Source organism: Agromyces allii, from assembly GCF_009749385.1.
Lineage (GTDB): Bacteria > Actinomycetota > Actinomycetes > Actinomycetales > Microbacteriaceae > Agromyces > Agromyces allii.
This window is the reverse complement of sequence record NZ_WBIN01000003.1, coordinates 138,169-154,280: the sequence shown is the minus strand read 5'-3', so window position 1 is coordinate 154,280 and position 16,112 is coordinate 138,169. Positions and strand designations below refer to the sequence as shown.

Below are 16,112 nucleotides of genomic sequence, written 5' to 3'. Positions count from 1 at the left end.
CGAGGAGCCCCCACCGTGCCCGAAACCACCGCACTCCTGACCCCCGCCTCCATCGCCGGAGCCGCCTACATCGTCGCCGCGCTGCTGTTCATCCTGAGCCTCGCGGGGCTCAGCCGGCATGAAACCGCCAAGGCCGGTGTCGGCTACGGCATCGCCGGCATGGCCATCGCCCTCGTCGCCACCGTCGGCGTCGTCGTGTCGGATGCCTGGGGGTCGCCGCAGGCGACGCTCGGCCTGAGCCTGCTCGCGGCCGCCGTCGTCATCGGCGGCGCGATCGGACTCTGGCGCGCCCGGGTCGTCGAGATGACCGGCATGCCGGAGCTCATCGCGCTGCTGCACAGCTTCGTCGGCCTCGCAGCCGTGCTCGTCGGCTGGAACGGCGCGCTCGAGACATCCGGACTCAGCGGCGCCCTGCTCGACATCCACCACGCCGAGGTCTTCATCGGCGTCTTCATCGGCGCCGTCACCTTCACCGGCTCGATCGTCGCGTTCCTCAAGCTGTCGGCGCGCATGAAGTCGGCACCGCTCATGCTGCCCGGGAAGAACGCGCTGAACCTCGGCGCGCTCGTCGCGTTCGTCGCGCTCACCGTCTGGTACGTCATCACGCCCGAACTGTGGCTGCTCGTCGTCGTCACCGCGCTCGCGCTGGCGCTCGGCTGGCACCTCGTCGCGTCCATCGGCGGCGGAGACATGCCCGTCGTCATCTCGATGCTGAACAGCTACTCGGGCTGGGCGGCGGCGGCGGCCGGCTTCCTGCTGAACAACGACCTGCTCATCGTGACCGGCGCGCTCGTCGGCTCCTCGGGTGCCTACCTCTCGTACATCATGTGCAAGGCCATGAACCGGTCGTTCATCTCGGTCATCGCCGGCGGGTTCGGCATCGCCGCGCCCACCTCCTCGGGCGAGGTGCAGGGCGAGATCCACGAGATCACGGCGACGGATGCCGCCGCGCTGCTTCGCGACGCGACCAGCGTGATCATCACGCCCGGCTACGGCATGGCCGTCGCCCAGGCGCAGCACCCCGTCGCCGACCTCACCGCGAAGCTCCGCGAACGCGGCGTGGACGTGCGCTTCGGCATCCACCCCGTCGCCGGCCGCCTCCCCGGACACATGAACGTGCTCCTCGCCGAGGCGAAGGTGCCGTACGACGTCGTCGAGGAGATGGACGAGATCAACGACGACTTCGCCGGCACCTCCGTCGTGCTCGTGATCGGCGCGAACGACACCGTGAACCCCGCCGCGGCCGAAGATCCCGGCAGCCCGATCGCCGGCATGCCCGTGCTGCGCGTCTGGGAGGCCTCCGACGTGATCGTGTTCAAGCGCTCGATGGCCGCCGGCTACGCGGGCGTCGCGAACCCCCTGTTCACCCGCGACAACACGCAGATGCTCTTCGGCGACGCGAAGGACCGCGTCGAGGACATCTTGCGGGCGCTCTGAGCGTCGGTCTACGGATATATTCGCGGGATGACCTCGCTCCGCGCCAAAGACCTGGGGCTCCAGACCAAACCGGCGACGCCGGCGCCGTTGGTACTCCTCGTCGTCGTTCTCGGTGCTGCCGTCTGGTTCGCCGGAGTCCCGGTCTTCGCTGCCTACATCGCGGTGGTCGTCGGCCTCTTGGCCGTCGTGGTCGTGACCAGCATCGTCTTGAGGCCGATCGTCAAGCGCAGCGCACAACGGGTCCAGCGGCTCAGGCGGGAGGGCGCAGACCACGTCGTCTTCGCCGCACACAGCGATGCGACCTCGATCGGCGAGATCCTGCGATTCCGGGCGAATGACGGCCCAGTCGAGATCGACGGTCGTTGGACGATCGAAGGCACCGCGGACTCGATCCGGATCTGGTGCGGCATGACGGAGGACTGGATTCTCGCCGAGATCCCGTGGTCGGCCGTCCGCACCATCAACCTCGCCAAGGATGGCCGCACGCACAAGGCCGACCGGCATCGAGCGGCCCTCACGTTGGGAGTCCGCGACCGCGAGCGGAAGGCGACGATTCGCCTGATCGTCATTCGGACGGGAGGGTGGCTCGAGACCACGGCTCCCTTCGGTGAGTGGGTCGACGCTCGAGATCGGCTGCGCGGATTGCGGGATGCTGCCGCCGACGTGCTCTCAGGTTCGCGGGGCCGCGACACGTAGGATGGATCGGTACCCCCCTCCGAAGTGAAAGAGGTCGCCGTGGCCACCGCCCGCGATGCCGCCCCGGAGCGCGCCCGTTACTGGGTCGCCCCGGTCGTCCGCGGACTCCTGGCCCTCGTGCCCGCCGCCGTCATCACGTTCTCGCAAGACCACTCCGCCTCGCTCGGCCTGGTCGCGTTCGGCGCCTGGGCGGTCGTGTCGGGCCTGGTCGTCGGGGCGCTGTCGCTGCGCCTCATCGAGGATCGCGGCATCCGCTCGATCTTCGCGATCAACGCCGTCGTCACGGTCGTGGCCGGCCTGCTGGCCCTCACCGTGCCCGGCGGGCTCGCGTTCCTGCTCTTCCTCGTGAGCGCGTGGGCCGCCGTCACCGGCTTCCTCGAGCTCTACGCGGGGCTCCGCGGTCGCGGCCGCACGCCGGCCGCCCGCGACTGGATCGCCGCGGGCGGGTTCACCGCGATCCTCGCGATCGTCTTCCTCCTGCTGCCGCCCGACACGGTCACCGCGGTCGGCCTCATCGGTGGCTACCTCGTGATCCTCGGCGTCTACCTGCTCATCGGCGGGTTCTCGCTGAAGTGGGCCGCCGCGGCCGACACCCAGGCATCCGGATCGGAGCAACTCTCGTGAGCAAGCCATCTGGCGACTACCAGCCGAGCCGGCGCGAGGTGCTCCGCCCGGCGGAGTACGTCGGCGGCGCGGCCATCGCCGCGATCTTCGTCGGCGTCATCGCGCTCGTCGCCACGCGCGACATCGTGCTCGCGGCCATCGGCACGGGCGGCGTGTTCATCATCGTGCTCGTGGTGCTCGCACTCCTCGCGATGACCATCAAGCCGGATGCCGCGGAGTCGGCCGAACTCGATGAAGACGCCGCTGCCCGGGCGGCCCGCGAGGGCGACGCGCCTGCGGGCGATGCGCCCGGCGCCCCTGATGCGCCCGAGGCCCCCAAGGGTCACTGACCCCGCCCGGTTCGCGACCCGGCGAGGTGTGCCGACGCCGCGCCCGTCGCTCCCGAACGCTCGGGAGGAGATGAGCGCCGCGGGAGGAGCGGAACCGCGATGCGGTCCTCCGCTCGCGGCGATCTCCTCCCGAACGTGCGTGCGGCGGCCGGCGCCTGGCTACGGGCGCACGCCGGAGGCCCGGCGCACGCCCGGGCAGATCAGATGTGGTCGACCAGGCTCGACGCGATGCCCGTGTACGTGCCGGGCGTGAGCGCGAGCAGGCGCTGCTTCGCGTCGTCGCCGATCTCGAGGCCGTTCACGAACTCGACGAGGTCGGCCTGGCCGATGCGCTTGCCGCGCGTGAGCTCCTTGAGGAGCGCGTACGGGTCGGCGATGCTCGAGCGGCCGGCGGCGACCTCGGCGCGGATGACCGTCTGGATCGCCTCGCCGAGCACCTCCCAGTTGCCGTCGAGGTCTGCGGCGAGCACCGCGAGGTCGAGGTCGATCTCGCCCAGGCCGCGCTGGATGTTGTCGAGTGCGAGCATCGAGTGCCCGAAGCCGAGGCCGATGTTGCGCTGGGCGCTCGAGTCGGTGAGGTCGCGCTGGAGGCGCGAGGTGACGAGCGTCGCGGCGAGCGAGTCGAGCACGGCGCTCGAGAGTTCGAGGTTCGCCTCGGCGTTCTCGAAGCGGATCGGGTTGACCTTGTGCGGCATGGTCGACGAGCCGGTGGCACCGGCGACGGGCGTCTGCCGGAAGATGCCGAGCGAGATGTACGTCCAGATGTCGGTCGCGAGGTTGTGCAGCACGCGGTTCGCGTGCGAGATGCGGCCGTAGAGCTCGGCCTGCCAGTCGTGCGACTCGATCTGCGTCGTGAGCGGGTTCCAAGTGAGGCCGAGCGACTCGACGAAGTCGCGCGACACCTCGGGCCACGAGACATCCGGAGCCGCGACCACATGCGCCGAGAACGTGCCGGTCGCGCCGGAGAACTTGCCGAGGTACTCGCTCGCCTCGACCTGCTTCGCGATGCGCTCGAGGCGGTAGACGAAGACCGCGAGCTCCTTGCCCATGGTCGAGGGCGTCGCCGGCTGGCCGTGCGTGCGCGAGAGCATCGCGTCATCGCGATGGGCGCGGGCGAGCTCGGCGATCGTCGCGATGACGGCGCGGTACTTCGGCAGCCACACCTGCTGCACGGCGTCGCGCACGGTCACCGCGTACGAGAGGTTGTTGATGTCTTCGCTGGTGCACGCGAAGTGCGTGAGCTCGGCGAGGTGGTCGAGGTTCAGGTCGCTGAGGCGGCGGCGCACGTAGTACTCGACCGCCTTCACGTCGTGACGCGTGGTTGCCTCGAGGGTGGCGAGCTCGTCGATGTCGGGCTGGCCGAAGTCGGTGACGACGCGGCGGAGGGCCGCCTTCTGGTCGTCGGTGAGCGGCGAGGTGCCGAAGAACCCGCGGTCGGTCTGCGCGATGAGCCATTCGACCTCGACGTGCACGCGAGCGCGGTTGAGGCCGGCTTCGGAGAGGTGTTCGCCGAGCGTTCCGACGGCGGAACGGTACCGTCCGTCGAGCGGGCTGAGCGGCTGAGGAGGCAGCGTGGTCATCGGATTCCTTGTCTGAGAGCGGGAGCGAGTTGGCGGAACAGCGCCAGCGTCGCCTGCTCTATCATCCCAAGAACTCGATCGAAGGCCGCCCCGTCGGAGTAGTAGGGGTCGGGAACGTCTTGCAGGGCGGCCAGTTCGGCGTCGAACTCCAGCAGCAATCGCACCTTCTGCTGGTCGGCCGAGTCGTGCGCCCAGTTGCGCAGGATGCGGGCCTGCCCGCGATCGAAGGCGACCACGAGGTCGAGGTTCGGGAAGTCGGTCGCGTCGAACTGGCGGGCACGATGCCGCGACCCGTCGTAGCCCGCGCGCTCGAGGGCGGCCACGGTGCGGAGGTCGGCCTGCTCGCCGACGTGCCAGTCGCCGGTCGCCGCCGACTCGATCTGGATGCGCGAGGAGAGCCCCTCGCGTTCGGCGAGCGAGCGCAGCACGGCCTCGGCCATCGGCGACCGGCAGATGTTGCCGGTGCAGACGAATGACACTCGGAACGGCTGCGCGATACCCCCTGCGGCGTCCGCACGCGTCATGCCCTCCATTCTGGCGGCGATGCGCGTCGGGCGCAGCAGAATTCTCGGGCGACCGGGCGGGGCGGATGAGCGTACGCGGCCCGCGTACGCTGACGAGCGTCGGAAGGAGTGAGGACCATGGGCGATGCCCCCGAGGCCGACCTGCATCCCGACGAGGAGCTCGTCCGCCGACTCCTCGCAGCGCAGCATCCCGACCTCGTCGCACCCGTGCGCCGGGTCGCGAACGGCTGGGACAACGTCATGTTCCGGTTGGGCGACGGCAGCGCCGGTGACGGTGACTCTCTCGCGGTGCGGATGCCGCGGCGCGACATCGCGATCCGGCTCGCGCTGCACGAGCAGCAGTGGCTGCCCCGTCTCGCCGGCCGGCTGCCCGTGCCGGTGCCCGCGCCCGTGCGCACCGGACGCCCGGCCCCCGAGCTCGGGTACGACGCGCCGTGGAGCATCGTGCCGTGGCTCCCGGGCTCGCCCGCCCTCGAGTTCGAGACCTCGGTCCGGGATGCCGCAGCCGAAGCGTTGGCCGGCTTCGTCGTCGCGCTCGGGGTGCCCGCGCCCGCCGACGCCCCCGTCAACCCGTTCCGCGGGGTGCCGCTCGCTGTGCGCGACGCCTCGGTGCGCGATCGGCTCGCCGGCGGACGCGTGGCCCGCCCCGACGCCGTGGGTCGTGCCTGGGAACGTGCGCTCGCGGCATCCGTCTGGCGGGGACCGCCCGTGTGGCTGCACGGCGACCTGCACCCCGGCAACCTGCTGCTGTGCGAAGACGGGTCGCTCGCGGCCGTCGTGGACTTCGGCGACCTCACGTCGGGCGACCCCGCGACCGACCTCGCCACGGCGTGGCTGACGTTCGGGCCCCCCGGGAGAGCCGCGTTCCGACAGCGGATCGATGCGCTCGCGGGTCCCGCGGCGGGCATCGACGCCGCGACCTGGGAGCGGGCCCGAGGGTGGGCGCTCGTGATGGCGACGGCGATGGTGGCCGAGACCGACGCGGGCAGTCCGCTCGGGCGGCTCGGTGCACGCGTGCTCGCCGACGTGGTGGCCGAGGCGGGATGAATCCGCGCGGCCGGCGTGGCGGCCATCGTTCGCGGCCCGTCCTCAACAGGCCGTGTTCGACCAGACGATCCCACCGACGGATGTCGCGCGCCACCGGCATCCGTACGCCCTCACCAGACTGGCGCGATGAGTTCCTACGACGAGGCGGTCCTGGCACTGATCACCGGCACCGCGGTGACATCCGAACAGGTCGACGAGGTCAGGCGTCACCGGGATGCGGTGACCGCGCTCGCCGAAGAGGTGGGCGCCGGCGCGCGAACCCGGCTGCCTGAGGCGCCGGTCTCCTGGTGCTCCGAGGCCGGCACGGCCTACGCCGAGGTGCTCGTCGGCGTCGCCGAGGCGCTGACCTCGATCTCGGCCACGTTGACGACGGCCGAACTCGGGCTCTCGTCGTGCCTCGAGGTCCTGCAGGCGAGGCTCGACGAACAGGAAGCGGCGCTGGCATCCCGTCCCGTCTCATGAGCGACGATCTCACCGTCTCCGGGGGCGGATCGACGGCCGTCGCGATCGACGCCCTCTTCGCCGACGCGAGTCGGCTCGCCTCGGCCGAGGCGATCGTGCAGGAGTGGATCGAGGGCTTCGCCGCCCTCCAGACGCGATCGTGGTCACTCGAGGGAGAGGTCTCGGTCAGCGGCGAACTCCCCTGGCCGGGGTTGACCATGCGGCAGGCGGGCATCGAACTCGACGACGTCGCGGCCCGGATCTCGTCGGTGCGTCTCGCGCTCGAGGAATCGGCCGAGCGGTACGGCGAGACCGAGCGGTTCGTCGGTTCGCTCTGGGACGTCGGAGGTTCGATCGGGGCGACCCTGCTCGGCTTCCTCGTTCCGCTCGCCGTCGGCCGAGCGGCGGCCGGTCTCACGGAGGTCGCGTTGCCGGCCATGGCTGCGTTCGGCGTCGCGAAGGCGCTGGGCGGTGATCCGGGCCGGGCGATCGAGACCGCACTCGAGCAGTGGCTCGTCGAGAACCGGGGCGTGTTGAACGACCCGGCGTTCGTGCGGCTCGTGCGAACGTTCGCCGACCACGCCGACGAGTTCGTGCTCGCAGCGCTCCGCGTGCCCGGCGGGTGGGCGATCGGGCCGACGATCGACGCCCCCGAGTCGGCGTCGATGATCCTCGGCGCAGCCGGGCTCCTCTCGGTGCTCGGCATCGGGTCGGGACGCACGCTGGTCGACGGGCCCGTTCGGGTCCAGCAGGTGACGACCGGAACGGCGCGCGACCCCGCCGTCGCGCCTCCGCCGTCGAATGCCGCGGTTCCGCCGCCCGACGGGTACGAAGACCTCGTCGGGCGGATCCCGCCGAGCGACGGCGAGGCGCAGATCACCGTCGAGCGCTTCGTGGTCGATGGCGAGAACCGGTTCGTCGTCTACATCGGCGGCACGGTCGACTTCACGTTGGAGGCCGGCGCCGAGACGAACGACATGTCCTCGAACGTGCACGGCATCGCCGACGACTCGGCCCTCGATGCGCTGAGGCGGTTCGGTGCGAGCTCGGCCGGCGCGGAGCGGGCCGTGCGGCAGGCGCTCGCGGCTGCGGGAGCCGAGCCCGGCGATCCCATCCTGGCCGTCGGCCACTCGGGCGGCGGCGTCATCGCCGCCGGGCTCGCCGCCGACCCGGAGCTCGAGGTCGTCGCCGGGGTGAACTTCGGCGGACCGGTCGCGTCGGCACCCATACCTCCCGGTGTGCCGTTCATCTCGGCCGAGAACGAGGACGATCCCGTTCCCGCGACGGCCGCAGCCGGGCATCCGTCGCATGTGATCGTCGTGTCGCGCCGGGTCCATCCCGACGGGTACGACGGCGAGAAGCTGCTGCCGGCCCACCAGATCCCGGCGTACGGCGCGACCGCCGCGATGATGGACGACGCCGCCGACCCGGGGCTCGTCGCGGGCCGCGAGCAGATCCGGGAGTTCACGGCCGGCACGATCGGTGAGCGGACTCGATGGCACGCCGAGCGCGTCGAGCCGGAACCGGCGGACTTCTCGTCGGGCTTCGAGCCGAACTTCGAGCCCGGCCTGACGGCCGGGTTCAGACCCGGTGTCAGTCCCGGCTCGGCCGTACCACGAGGCCGATGAGCCAGCTGAAGAGGCCGAGCACGAGTGCGCCGAGCACGCCCCACCAGAACGACTCGACGACGAGGCCGAAGCCCATGAGGTCGCTGAACCAGTCGACGATCATGAGGAGCAGGCCGTTCACGATGAACGAGATGAGCCCGAGGGTCAGCACGTACAGCGGGAAGGCCACGATGCGGATGAACGTGCCGACGATGGCGTTCACGAGACCGAAGATCAGCGCGACGAGCAGGTAGGTCAGCACGGTGCCGACGCTCGTCTCCTCGTAGGGCACGACGTTGACGCCGTCGACGAGCAGGGTCGTGAGCCAGAGGGCGAATGCGACGACCAGGACCTTGATGATGAACCGCATGGGCCAACTCTCCCAGACGCGACCGACGATGGGCGAGAAGGTAGCGTGGATTCCGTGACCAATCCCGAGTCGACGACGCCGGGCATCCGCCTGCGTCCTGAGATCGCCGCCCTCCCGCCGTATCGTCAGGGGCGCCCCGCGCCCGCCGAGGGCTACAAGCTCTCGAGCAACGAGAATCCGTTCGACCCGCTGCCGGGCGTGGCCGAGGCGGTCGCGGCGACCGCGACGCAGATCAACCGATACCCCGACGCGACGGCCCTCGCGCTCCGCGAGAAGCTCGGAGAGCGGTTCGGCGTCACGGCCGACGAGGTGCTCATCGGCGACGGCTCGGTCGCGCTGCTCGCCCAGTTCATCCTCGCGGCGGCCGCCCCCGGCGACGAGGTCGTCTACTCCTGGCGTTCGTTCGAGGCCTACCCCGGACTCGTCACCGTCTCGGGCGCCACGAGCGTGCAGATCCCGAACCGCGCAGACCACGGGCACGACCTCGACGCCATGGCCGACGCGATCACCGATCGCACGCGCGTGGTCATCGTGTGCTCCCCCAACAACCCCACGGGCGTCACGGTCACCGCCGACGAGTTCGAGGCGTTCATGGCGCGCGTGCCGAGCGACCTGCTCGTGCTGCTCGACGAGGCCTACGTCGAGTTCGTGCGCGACGGGGCATCCGTCGACGGGCGAACCCTCATCGGGCGTTACCCGAACCTCGTGGTGCTGCGCACCTTCTCGAAGGCCTACGGTCTCGCGGGCCTGCGGGTCGGCTACGCGATCGGCCCCGTCGGGATCCTCGACGCCGCGCGCGCGACGGCGATCCCGCTCGGCGTCACCGCCGCGGCGGGCGCTGCGGGCATCGCCTCGCTCGAGGCAGAGGCCGAGCTGCTGGCCAGGGTGGCCGAGATCGTCGAGCGCCGCACCCGGCTGCATCAGGCCCTCCTCGCGCAGGGCTGGCCCGTGCCCGACGCGCAGGGCAACTTCATCTGGCTGCCGACGGGAGCCGACACGACCGCGGTCGCCGAGCGGCTGTTCGACGCGGGCGTCGTCGTGCGCGCGTTCCCGCCCGAGGGCATTCGAGTCTCGATCGGCGAGCACGAGTCTGTGGATATCCTCCTCGGGATTCTCGGAGAGCTTGTACCGGGTTCACAAGAAGGGCACCCGAAGTAGCGGGTAGCGTGAAACCCGTGGTCGCCCAGGAACGAGAATTCACCGCGCCGACGGTGCAACTGCTGACCCCCGAGGGAGCGCTCCGGCCCTCCCCCGAGGCCGAGGCCTACCTCCCGCTGATCGAGGCGCTCGACGACGCGACGCTCGAGCAGTTCCACCGGGACATGGTCATCTCGCGTCGCATCGACATCACGGGCGCGAACCTGCAGCGGCAGGGCCAGCTCGCCCTGTGGGTGCCGAGCCACGGCCAGGAGGCCGCTCAGGTGGGATCCGCGCGCGCCTCCCGCCCGCAGGACCACATCTTCCCGTCGTACCGCGAGCACATCGTCGGCATGATCCGAGGGCTCGACCCCGTGCGCATCCTCGGCCTGCTGCGGGGCGCGACGCTCGGCGGATGGAACCCGGCCGAGAACGGCAACTTCCACCTCTACACGCTCGTGCTCGCGTCGCAGACGCTGCACGCCACGGGCTACGCCATGGGCATCAAGTTCGACGGCGCTTCGGGCACCGGCGACCCCGAGACCGATGCCGCCGTGCTCGTGTACTACGGCGACGGTTCGACGTCGCAGGGCGACGCGAGCGAGGCGCTCGTCTTCGCGGCGAGCTATCAGACGCCCGAGGTCTTCTTCGTGCAGAACAACCAGTGGGCGATCTCGGTGCCCGTGTCGCGCCAGTCGCGCACGCCGCTCTCGCTCCGCGGCGGCGGGTTCGGCATGCCGAGCCTGCGCATCGACGGCAACGACGTGCTCGTGAGCTACGCCGCCACGCGCGTCGCCCTCGAAGAGGCGCGCGCGGGACAGGGCCCGAGCTTCATCGAGGCGCTCACCTACCGCATGGGTGCGCACACCACGGCCGACGACCCCACGAAGTACCGCACCGACGACGAGGTCGCCTACTGGGCCGAGCGCGACCCGATCATCCGCTACCGCGCGTGGCTCGAGTCCCGCGGCGCCTCGGCCGAGTTCTTCGCCTCCGCCGATGAAGAGGCGGCGGATGTCGCGAGCGACGTCCGCAAACGCGCCCTCGAGGTGACCGTGCCGACGCGCGAGACCATCTTCGAGCACGTGTACAGCGAGCCGCACCCGCTCATGGTCGAGCAGGCGGCGTGGCTCCAGGCGTTCGAGACCGGATTCGAAGGAGGCGCAGCATGAGCACCGACATCGAGGAGCAGCTGCAGGCCGGCGCGGTCGAGCCGGTCGCGGCGACCGAGTCGAACGTGCCGGGTCCCGTGAGCGGCGACCCCGCGGCATCCGCGGAGCCCGGTGTGAAGGGCGTGCAGACGCTCTCGATGGCCAAGGCCATCACCGCGGGCCTGCGTGAAGCCCTCCGCGCCGACGACAAGGTGCTGCTGATGGGCGAGGACATCGGCCCGCTCGGCGGCGTCTTCCGTGTGACGGAAGGGCTCCAGGCCGAGTTCGGCGATCACCGCGTGCTCGACACGCCGCTCGCCGAGTCGGGCATCGTCGGCACGGCCATCGGCCTCGCGATGCGCGGCTACCGGCCCGTCATCGAGATCCAGTTCGACGGCTTCATCTTCCCGGCGTTCGATCAGATCACGACGCAGCTGGCGCGCATGACGCTCCGCCACGACGGATCGCTGTCGATGCCGATCGTCATCCGCGTGCCCTACGGCGGGCACATCGGCTCGATCGAGCACCACCAGGAGAGCCCGGAGGCCTACTTCGCGCACACGCCCGGCCTCCGGGTCGTGAGCCCGTCGAGCCCGCACGACGCGTACTGGATGATCCAGGAGGCCATCGCCTCGAACGATCCCGTGCTGTTCTTCGAGCCGAAGAGCCGCTACTGGCCGAAGGGTCCGATCGATCTCGATCACTCGGGCGTGCCGCTGCACTCGAGCCGCATCATCCGCTCGGGCACCGACGTCACGGTCGTCGGTCACGGCGCGATGATCTCGACCCTGCTGCAGGCTGCCGACATCGCCGCGGGCGAGGGCACGAGCATCGAGGTCGTCGACCTGCGCTCGCTCTCCCCCATCGACTACGGACCCCTGCTCGAATCGGTCGGCCGCACCGGGCGACTCGTCGTCGCTCAAGAGGCCTACGGCTCGGTCAGCGTCGGGTCCGAGATCGCCGCGACCGTCGCCGAGCGCGCGTTCTACTCGCTCGAGGCCCCCGTGCTGCGCGTGTCGAGCTTCGACACGCCGTTCCCGCCGGCCGCGCTCGAGACCGAGTACCTGCCGAGCCCCGACCGGGTGCTCGAAGCCGTCGACCGTGCGCTCGCGTACTGACGGCGACACGAATCGATATGACGTCGACGGCATAGATCGACTGCGAGGGTGGACACATGACTGAGATCCGGTTCCCGTTGCCCGACGTCGGTGAAGGACTCACCGAGGCCGAGATCGTCCAATGGCGTGTCGCGCCGGGCGACGCCATCGTGCTCGACCAGGTCTTCGTCGAGATCGAGACGGCGAAGTCGCTCGTCGAGCTGCCGAGCGCCTTCGAGGGCGTCGTCACCGAGCTGCTGGTCGATGAAGGCGCCACGGTCGACGTCGGCACGCCGATCCTCGTGGTCCAGACGGCGGATGCCGCGGGCGCCCCTGCTGCACCCGCGCCTGCGTCTGCCCAGCCCGCCGCTGCTGCTGCGCCCGGTGCGGCGGCGGCGCCCTCGGCCGCTCCTGCCGCTGCTGCGGCACCCGCCACGGTCGCGTCGCACGCGGCTGCCCCGTCGGAGGGCGGCGGCGCCGTGCTCGTCGGCCACGGAGCATCCGGCCCCACGGGCACACGACGTCGGCAGCGGCATCCCTCGCCCGGCGGCGCGCACGAGCACCTCGCACCGACGCCGCCCCCCGCGCCCGTCGTCGCGCAGGCCCCCACGGCCGGCGCCGCTCCCGTGGCGCCCCGTCCCGACTCGGGCGTGCCCGTGATCGCGAAGCCGCCGATCCGCAAGCTCGCGAAGGACCTCGGGGTCGACCTGTCGCGGGTCTCCCCCACCGGGCCGATCGGCGACATCACGCGCGATGACGTGATCCGCGAGGCGAGCCAGGCGAGCGTGTTCCGCAACATCCAGACGCCCGAGGCTCCGTCGGACCGCGAGACCCGCATTCCCGTCAAGGGCGTGCGCAAGGCGATCGCCGCTGCGATGGTGCAGAGCGCATACTCCGCACCGCATGTATCCGTGTTCGTCGATGTCGACGCGACGCGCACCATGGAGTACCTGAAGCGGCTCAAGGCGTCGCCCGACTACGCCGGCGTCAGGATCTCACCGCTGCTCATCATGGCCAAGGCGATGCTGTGGGCGGTTCGCCGCAACCCCACCGTCAACGCGCAGTGGACCGACGACGAGATCATCGTGAAGCACTACGTGAACCTCGGCATCGCCGCGGCGACCCCCAGGGGGCTCATCGTGCCGAACGTCAAGAACGCGCAGGACATGTCGATGGTCGAGCTCGCCACCGCACTCGAGCAGCTGACGCTCACGGCCCGCGAGGGCAAGACGCAGCCGGCCGAGATGCAGGGCGGCACGATCACCATCACGAACATCGGCGTGTTCGGCATGGACACCGGCACGCCGATCCTGAACCCCGGCGAGGTCGGCATCGTCGCGCTCGGCACGATCAAGCAGAAGCCGTGGGTCGTCGACGGCGAGGTGCGTCCGCGCTTCGTGACGACGATCGGCGGCTCGTTCGACCACCGGGTGGTCGACGGCGACGTCGTGTCGCGCTTCGTCGCCGATGTCGCGTCGATCATCGAGGAGCCGGCGCTGCTGCTGGAGTAGCGGGCGGGGCCGGCCTCGATGCGGCGCCGGCGCGCCTACTCGACCGGCGGGTTCGCCGTCGGGGTCACGGTCGGAACGCCGGCGTCAGAATCGGATCTCGTAGGTGATCGCCTCGGCCGTGCGAACGCTCTCGAGCATGCCGGAGCGTTCGAGCACGCGTCGTGCGGGAAGGTTGGCGATCTCGGCCTCGGCCCGCACGATGCGGGCCCCGTTGGCCCGGGCGAGCGCGAGCGCCTCGCGCACGACCTGGTCGGCGAGACCGCGCCCGCGGGCGGCGGGAACGAGCGCGAAGGCGAACTCGATCGCGCCGTCGTCGGAGAGCGGGCCGAAGAGGTTCACGCCGCCGACCGCAGCACCCGTGACGCCGCCGTCGACGAGGTGCACGAGGTAGGGGCCGAAGGGCGTCGGATCGCCGGAGGCGCGCACCGCGTCGACGTACTCGCGCAGCAGTTCGGGCTCCTCGGTGAAGGAGTAGCCGCCCTCCCAGCCGTCGCGCGGGTCGACCTCGCCGGAGAGCAGACGCTCGGCGTCGTCGACGGTGAACGGGCGAAGCGTGAGTGAGGGGGTGGTCGTGTCCACGTGCTTCATGTTCGCACGGGCGACCGACAAGTGCGAGGGTCGGTCGGACACATTTCACCGGCACGCAACACGTCGTGATGGTTTTGACAATCATTATCAATAAGCGTAGGTTCGAGGTCATGAGCCACTCCGCGCCCCGATCCCCCCGCAAGCTGCCGACCCTCGCCGCCCTGGCGACGATCGGCGCCGGGGCGCTGGTGCTGTCCGGGTGCGCCTCCCCCGCGGCATCCGGCGATGCGCAGGGCCTGCAGATCGTCGCGACCACGACCCAGGTCGGCGACTTCGTGCACGAGCTCGTGGGCGACGGCGCCGAGGTGACCCAGCTGCTCTCCCCCGGCCAGAGCGCGCACAGCTTCGACCCGTCGGCCGCACAGTTGCTCGCCCTCGCCGACGCCGACGCCGTCGTCATGAACGGTGCCGGGCTCGAGTCCTGGCTCGACGACGCGCTGAAGGCGGCCGGGTTCGACGGCGTGCTCATCGACGCGAGCACGGGCATCGAACTCTTCGCGACCGACGACCACGACCACGATCACGCCGACGACGATGCCGACGATCACGACGACTCGGCGACGGATGCCGCGACCGACGATCACGATCACGATCACGGGGCGGGCAATCCGCACATCTGGACCGACCCCGAGCTCGCCGAGGACATGGTCGAGAACATCGCCGACGGTCTCGCGCGCCTTCAGGGCATCGACGTCGCGGCGCTCGATGCCGCAGAGACGGCCTACCTGGGCCGGCTGCACGACCTCGACGACTGGATCGAGCAGAGCGTCGACCAGGTGCCCGAGGGAGAGCGTCTGCTCGTGACCAACCACGACGCCTTCACCTACTACGTCGATGCGTACGACCTCGACTTCGTCGGCAGCGTGATCCCGAGCTTCGACGACAACGCCGAACCGAGCGCGGCCGAGATCGACGAGCTCGTGGCCGCCATCACGGCGACCGGCACGAAGGCGGTCTTCTCCGAGGCCTCGCTGTCGCCCAAGGCCGCAGAGGCGATCGCCCGCGAGGCGGGCGTCACGGTGTACTCGGGCCCCGACGCGCTCTACGGCGACTCGCTCGGAGAGGCGGGTACCGAGGGGGCGACCTACGTCGGCTCGCAGATCCACAACACGCGCCTGATCGTCGAGTCGTGGGGCGTGGAGCCTTCCGCGCTCCCGGCGTCGCTGCAAGGATGACCCCATGAGTTCGAACGCGGTGCTGACCTTCGAGGAGGCCGCGTTCACGTACCCCGGCGGCGACGGCGTCAGCGAGCTCGACTTCGCCATCGCCCCCGGCGAGGCCGTCGCCCTCATCGGACCGAACGGCGCGGGCAAGTCGACCCTCCTCCGCGGCGTGCTCGGTCTCGTGCCGCTCACGCACGGGCGCATGGCGCTCGGCGACGCGGGCCGGGACGCATCGCATGCCGATCGAGGCATGGTCGGCTTCCTGCCGCAGACCATCGAGTTCGACATCGACTTCCCGATCAGCCTCGAGCAGGTCGTGATGCAGGGGCGGTACCGCCGATTGGGGCTGCTGCGTTGGCCCGGCCGTGCCGACCGCGAGGCGGTGCGGCACGCGCTCGAGACGGTCGGACTCGGCGAGTTCGCCGCGAAGCGCTTCGGTTCGCTCTCGGGCGGTCAGCGCCAGCGCGGCCTGCTCGCCAGGGCCCTCGCCGCCGATCCGCGCCTGCTGCTGCTCGACGAGCCGTTCAACGGGCTCGACCAGCCGAACCGCGACGCGCTCGTCGCGACGCTCCGCCGTCTGAAGGCCGACGGCGTTGCCGTGCTCGTGTCGACCCACGACCTCGAGCTCGCCCGTGAGGTGTGCGATCTCGTGCTGCTCGTGAACGGGCGCCAGAACGCGTTCGGTCCGGTCTCCGACGCGCTCACCCTCGCGAACGTGCAGCGGTGCTTCGAGGGCGTCGAGGTCGAGATCGACGAGCACACGCTCGTCGTGCCCGGTCACGAGGGGCATTGATGCCGCGCACGGAATAC

17 protein-coding genes are annotated in these 16,112 nt (G+C 70.9%); 13 read left to right on the top strand and 4 right to left on the bottom strand.

Annotated features, from left to right (window positions below):
* Positions 1-15 precede the first annotated feature (15 nt).
* The 4 genes from pntB to GQR16_RS05415 are packed head-to-tail and all read left to right on the top strand — an operon-like array spanning position 16 to position 3,086.
* Positions 16-1,437 carry a Re/Si-specific NAD(P)(+) transhydrogenase subunit beta gene (pntB, locus tag GQR16_RS05430; protein WP_246200552.1) on the top strand — a complete coding sequence of 474 codons (1,422 nt, stop codon included), beginning with the start codon at positions 16-18 and terminating at the stop codon, positions 1,435-1,437.
* Between the two features lie 27 nt (positions 1,438-1,464).
* Positions 1,465-2,133 (top strand): hypothetical protein, encoded by a 669-nt coding sequence (locus GQR16_RS05425; RefSeq protein ID WP_157414129.1) that lies wholly within the window; start codon positions 1,465-1,467, stop codon positions 2,131-2,133.
* A 39-nt stretch (positions 2,134-2,172) separates the two neighbouring features.
* Positions 2,173-2,757, top strand: coding sequence for an HdeD family acid-resistance protein (locus GQR16_RS05420; protein ID WP_157414128.1), 585 nt, complete (start codon positions 2,173-2,175; stop codon positions 2,755-2,757).
* Positions 2,754-3,086, top strand: a complete 333-nt coding sequence (locus GQR16_RS05415) for a hypothetical protein (RefSeq protein ID WP_211373444.1) — start codon at positions 2,754-2,756, stop codon at positions 3,084-3,086. The genes GQR16_RS05420 and GQR16_RS05415 overlap by 4 nt, the downstream gene beginning before the upstream one ends.
* A gap of 200 nt (positions 3,087-3,286) precedes the next feature.
* On the opposite strand, the gene purB is transcribed toward GQR16_RS05415, so the two are convergent.
* Positions 3,287-4,666: an adenylosuccinate lyase gene (gene purB, locus GQR16_RS05410; protein WP_157414127.1), complete on the bottom strand. Its 1,380-nt coding sequence runs from the start codon at positions 4,664-4,666 to the stop codon at positions 3,287-3,289.
* A complete protein-coding gene (locus GQR16_RS05405; RefSeq protein ID WP_157414126.1) occupies positions 4,663-5,190 on the bottom strand; it encodes a low molecular weight protein-tyrosine-phosphatase in 528 nt (175 codons plus the stop codon). The genes purB and GQR16_RS05405 overlap by 4 nt, the downstream gene beginning before the upstream one ends.
* Before the next feature lie 117 nt (positions 5,191-5,307).
* Between GQR16_RS05405 and GQR16_RS05400 the strand changes: the two genes are divergently transcribed.
* The 3 genes from GQR16_RS05400 to GQR16_RS05390 all read left to right on the top strand — a co-directional run bounded on the left by GQR16_RS05400 (position 5,308) and on the right by GQR16_RS05390 (position 8,306).
* The gene (locus GQR16_RS05400) at positions 5,308-6,237 is read left to right on the top strand and encodes an aminoglycoside phosphotransferase family protein (RefSeq protein WP_157414125.1); all 930 of its coding nucleotides are present in this window, start codon (positions 5,308-5,310) and stop codon (positions 6,235-6,237) included.
* Positions 6,238-6,363: 126 nt separating this feature from the next.
* On the top strand, positions 6,364-6,699 hold the full coding sequence (locus tag GQR16_RS05395) for a hypothetical protein (protein ID WP_157414124.1): 336 nt from the start codon (positions 6,364-6,366) through the stop codon (positions 6,697-6,699).
* A complete protein-coding gene (locus tag GQR16_RS05390) occupies positions 6,696-8,306 on the top strand; it encodes an alpha/beta fold hydrolase (RefSeq protein WP_157414123.1) in 1,611 nt (536 codons plus the stop codon). The genes GQR16_RS05395 and GQR16_RS05390 overlap by 4 nt, the downstream gene beginning before the upstream one ends.
* Here the strand turns inward: GQR16_RS05390 and GQR16_RS05385 are convergent.
* Positions 8,272-8,655, bottom strand: a complete 384-nt coding sequence (locus GQR16_RS05385; protein ID WP_157414122.1) for a phage holin family protein — start codon at positions 8,653-8,655, stop codon at positions 8,272-8,274. The two genes, GQR16_RS05390 and GQR16_RS05385, sit on opposite strands and share 35 nt — an antisense overlap.
* Positions 8,656-8,709: 54 nt before the next feature.
* Here GQR16_RS05385 and GQR16_RS05380 point away from each other — a divergent pair, with 54 nt between their 5' ends.
* From GQR16_RS05380 to GQR16_RS05365, 4 genes are all read left to right on the top strand, one after another.
* Positions 8,710-9,813, top strand: a complete 1,104-nt coding sequence (locus GQR16_RS05380; protein ID WP_246200550.1) for a histidinol-phosphate transaminase — start codon at positions 8,710-8,712, stop codon at positions 9,811-9,813.
* A 17-nt stretch (positions 9,814-9,830) separates the two neighbouring features.
* Positions 9,831-10,964, top strand: coding sequence for a thiamine pyrophosphate-dependent dehydrogenase E1 component subunit alpha (locus GQR16_RS05375; RefSeq protein ID WP_157414121.1), 1,134 nt, complete (start codon positions 9,831-9,833; stop codon positions 10,962-10,964).
* A 137-nt stretch (positions 10,965-11,101) separates the two neighbouring features.
* A complete protein-coding gene (locus GQR16_RS05370) occupies positions 11,102-12,061 on the top strand; it encodes an alpha-ketoacid dehydrogenase subunit beta (RefSeq protein ID WP_157414302.1) in 960 nt (319 codons plus the stop codon).
* 56 nt (positions 12,062-12,117) lie between these two features.
* Positions 12,118-13,551 carry a dihydrolipoamide acetyltransferase family protein gene (locus GQR16_RS05365; RefSeq protein WP_157414120.1) on the top strand — a complete coding sequence of 478 codons (1,434 nt, stop codon included), beginning with the start codon at positions 12,118-12,120 and terminating at the stop codon, positions 13,549-13,551.
* Positions 13,552-13,635: 84 nt separating this feature from the next.
* Here the strand turns inward: GQR16_RS05365 and GQR16_RS05360 are convergent, their stop codons facing one another.
* Positions 13,636-14,130 carry a GNAT family N-acetyltransferase gene (locus GQR16_RS05360; protein WP_170298418.1) on the bottom strand — a complete coding sequence of 165 codons (495 nt, stop codon included), beginning with the start codon at positions 14,128-14,130 and terminating at the stop codon, positions 13,636-13,638.
* Positions 14,131-14,249: 119 nt separating this feature from the next.
* Here GQR16_RS05360 and GQR16_RS05355 point away from each other — a divergent pair, with 119 nt between their 5' ends.
* On the top strand, positions 14,250-15,314 hold the full coding sequence (locus GQR16_RS05355; protein WP_157414118.1) for a metal ABC transporter substrate-binding protein: 1,065 nt from the start codon (positions 14,250-14,252) through the stop codon (positions 15,312-15,314).
* A gap of 4 nt (positions 15,315-15,318) precedes the next feature.
* On the top strand, positions 15,319-16,095 hold the full coding sequence (locus GQR16_RS05350) for a metal ABC transporter ATP-binding protein (protein WP_157414117.1): 777 nt from the start codon (positions 15,319-15,321) through the stop codon (positions 16,093-16,095).
* Positions 16,096-16,112: the final 17 nt, after the last annotated feature.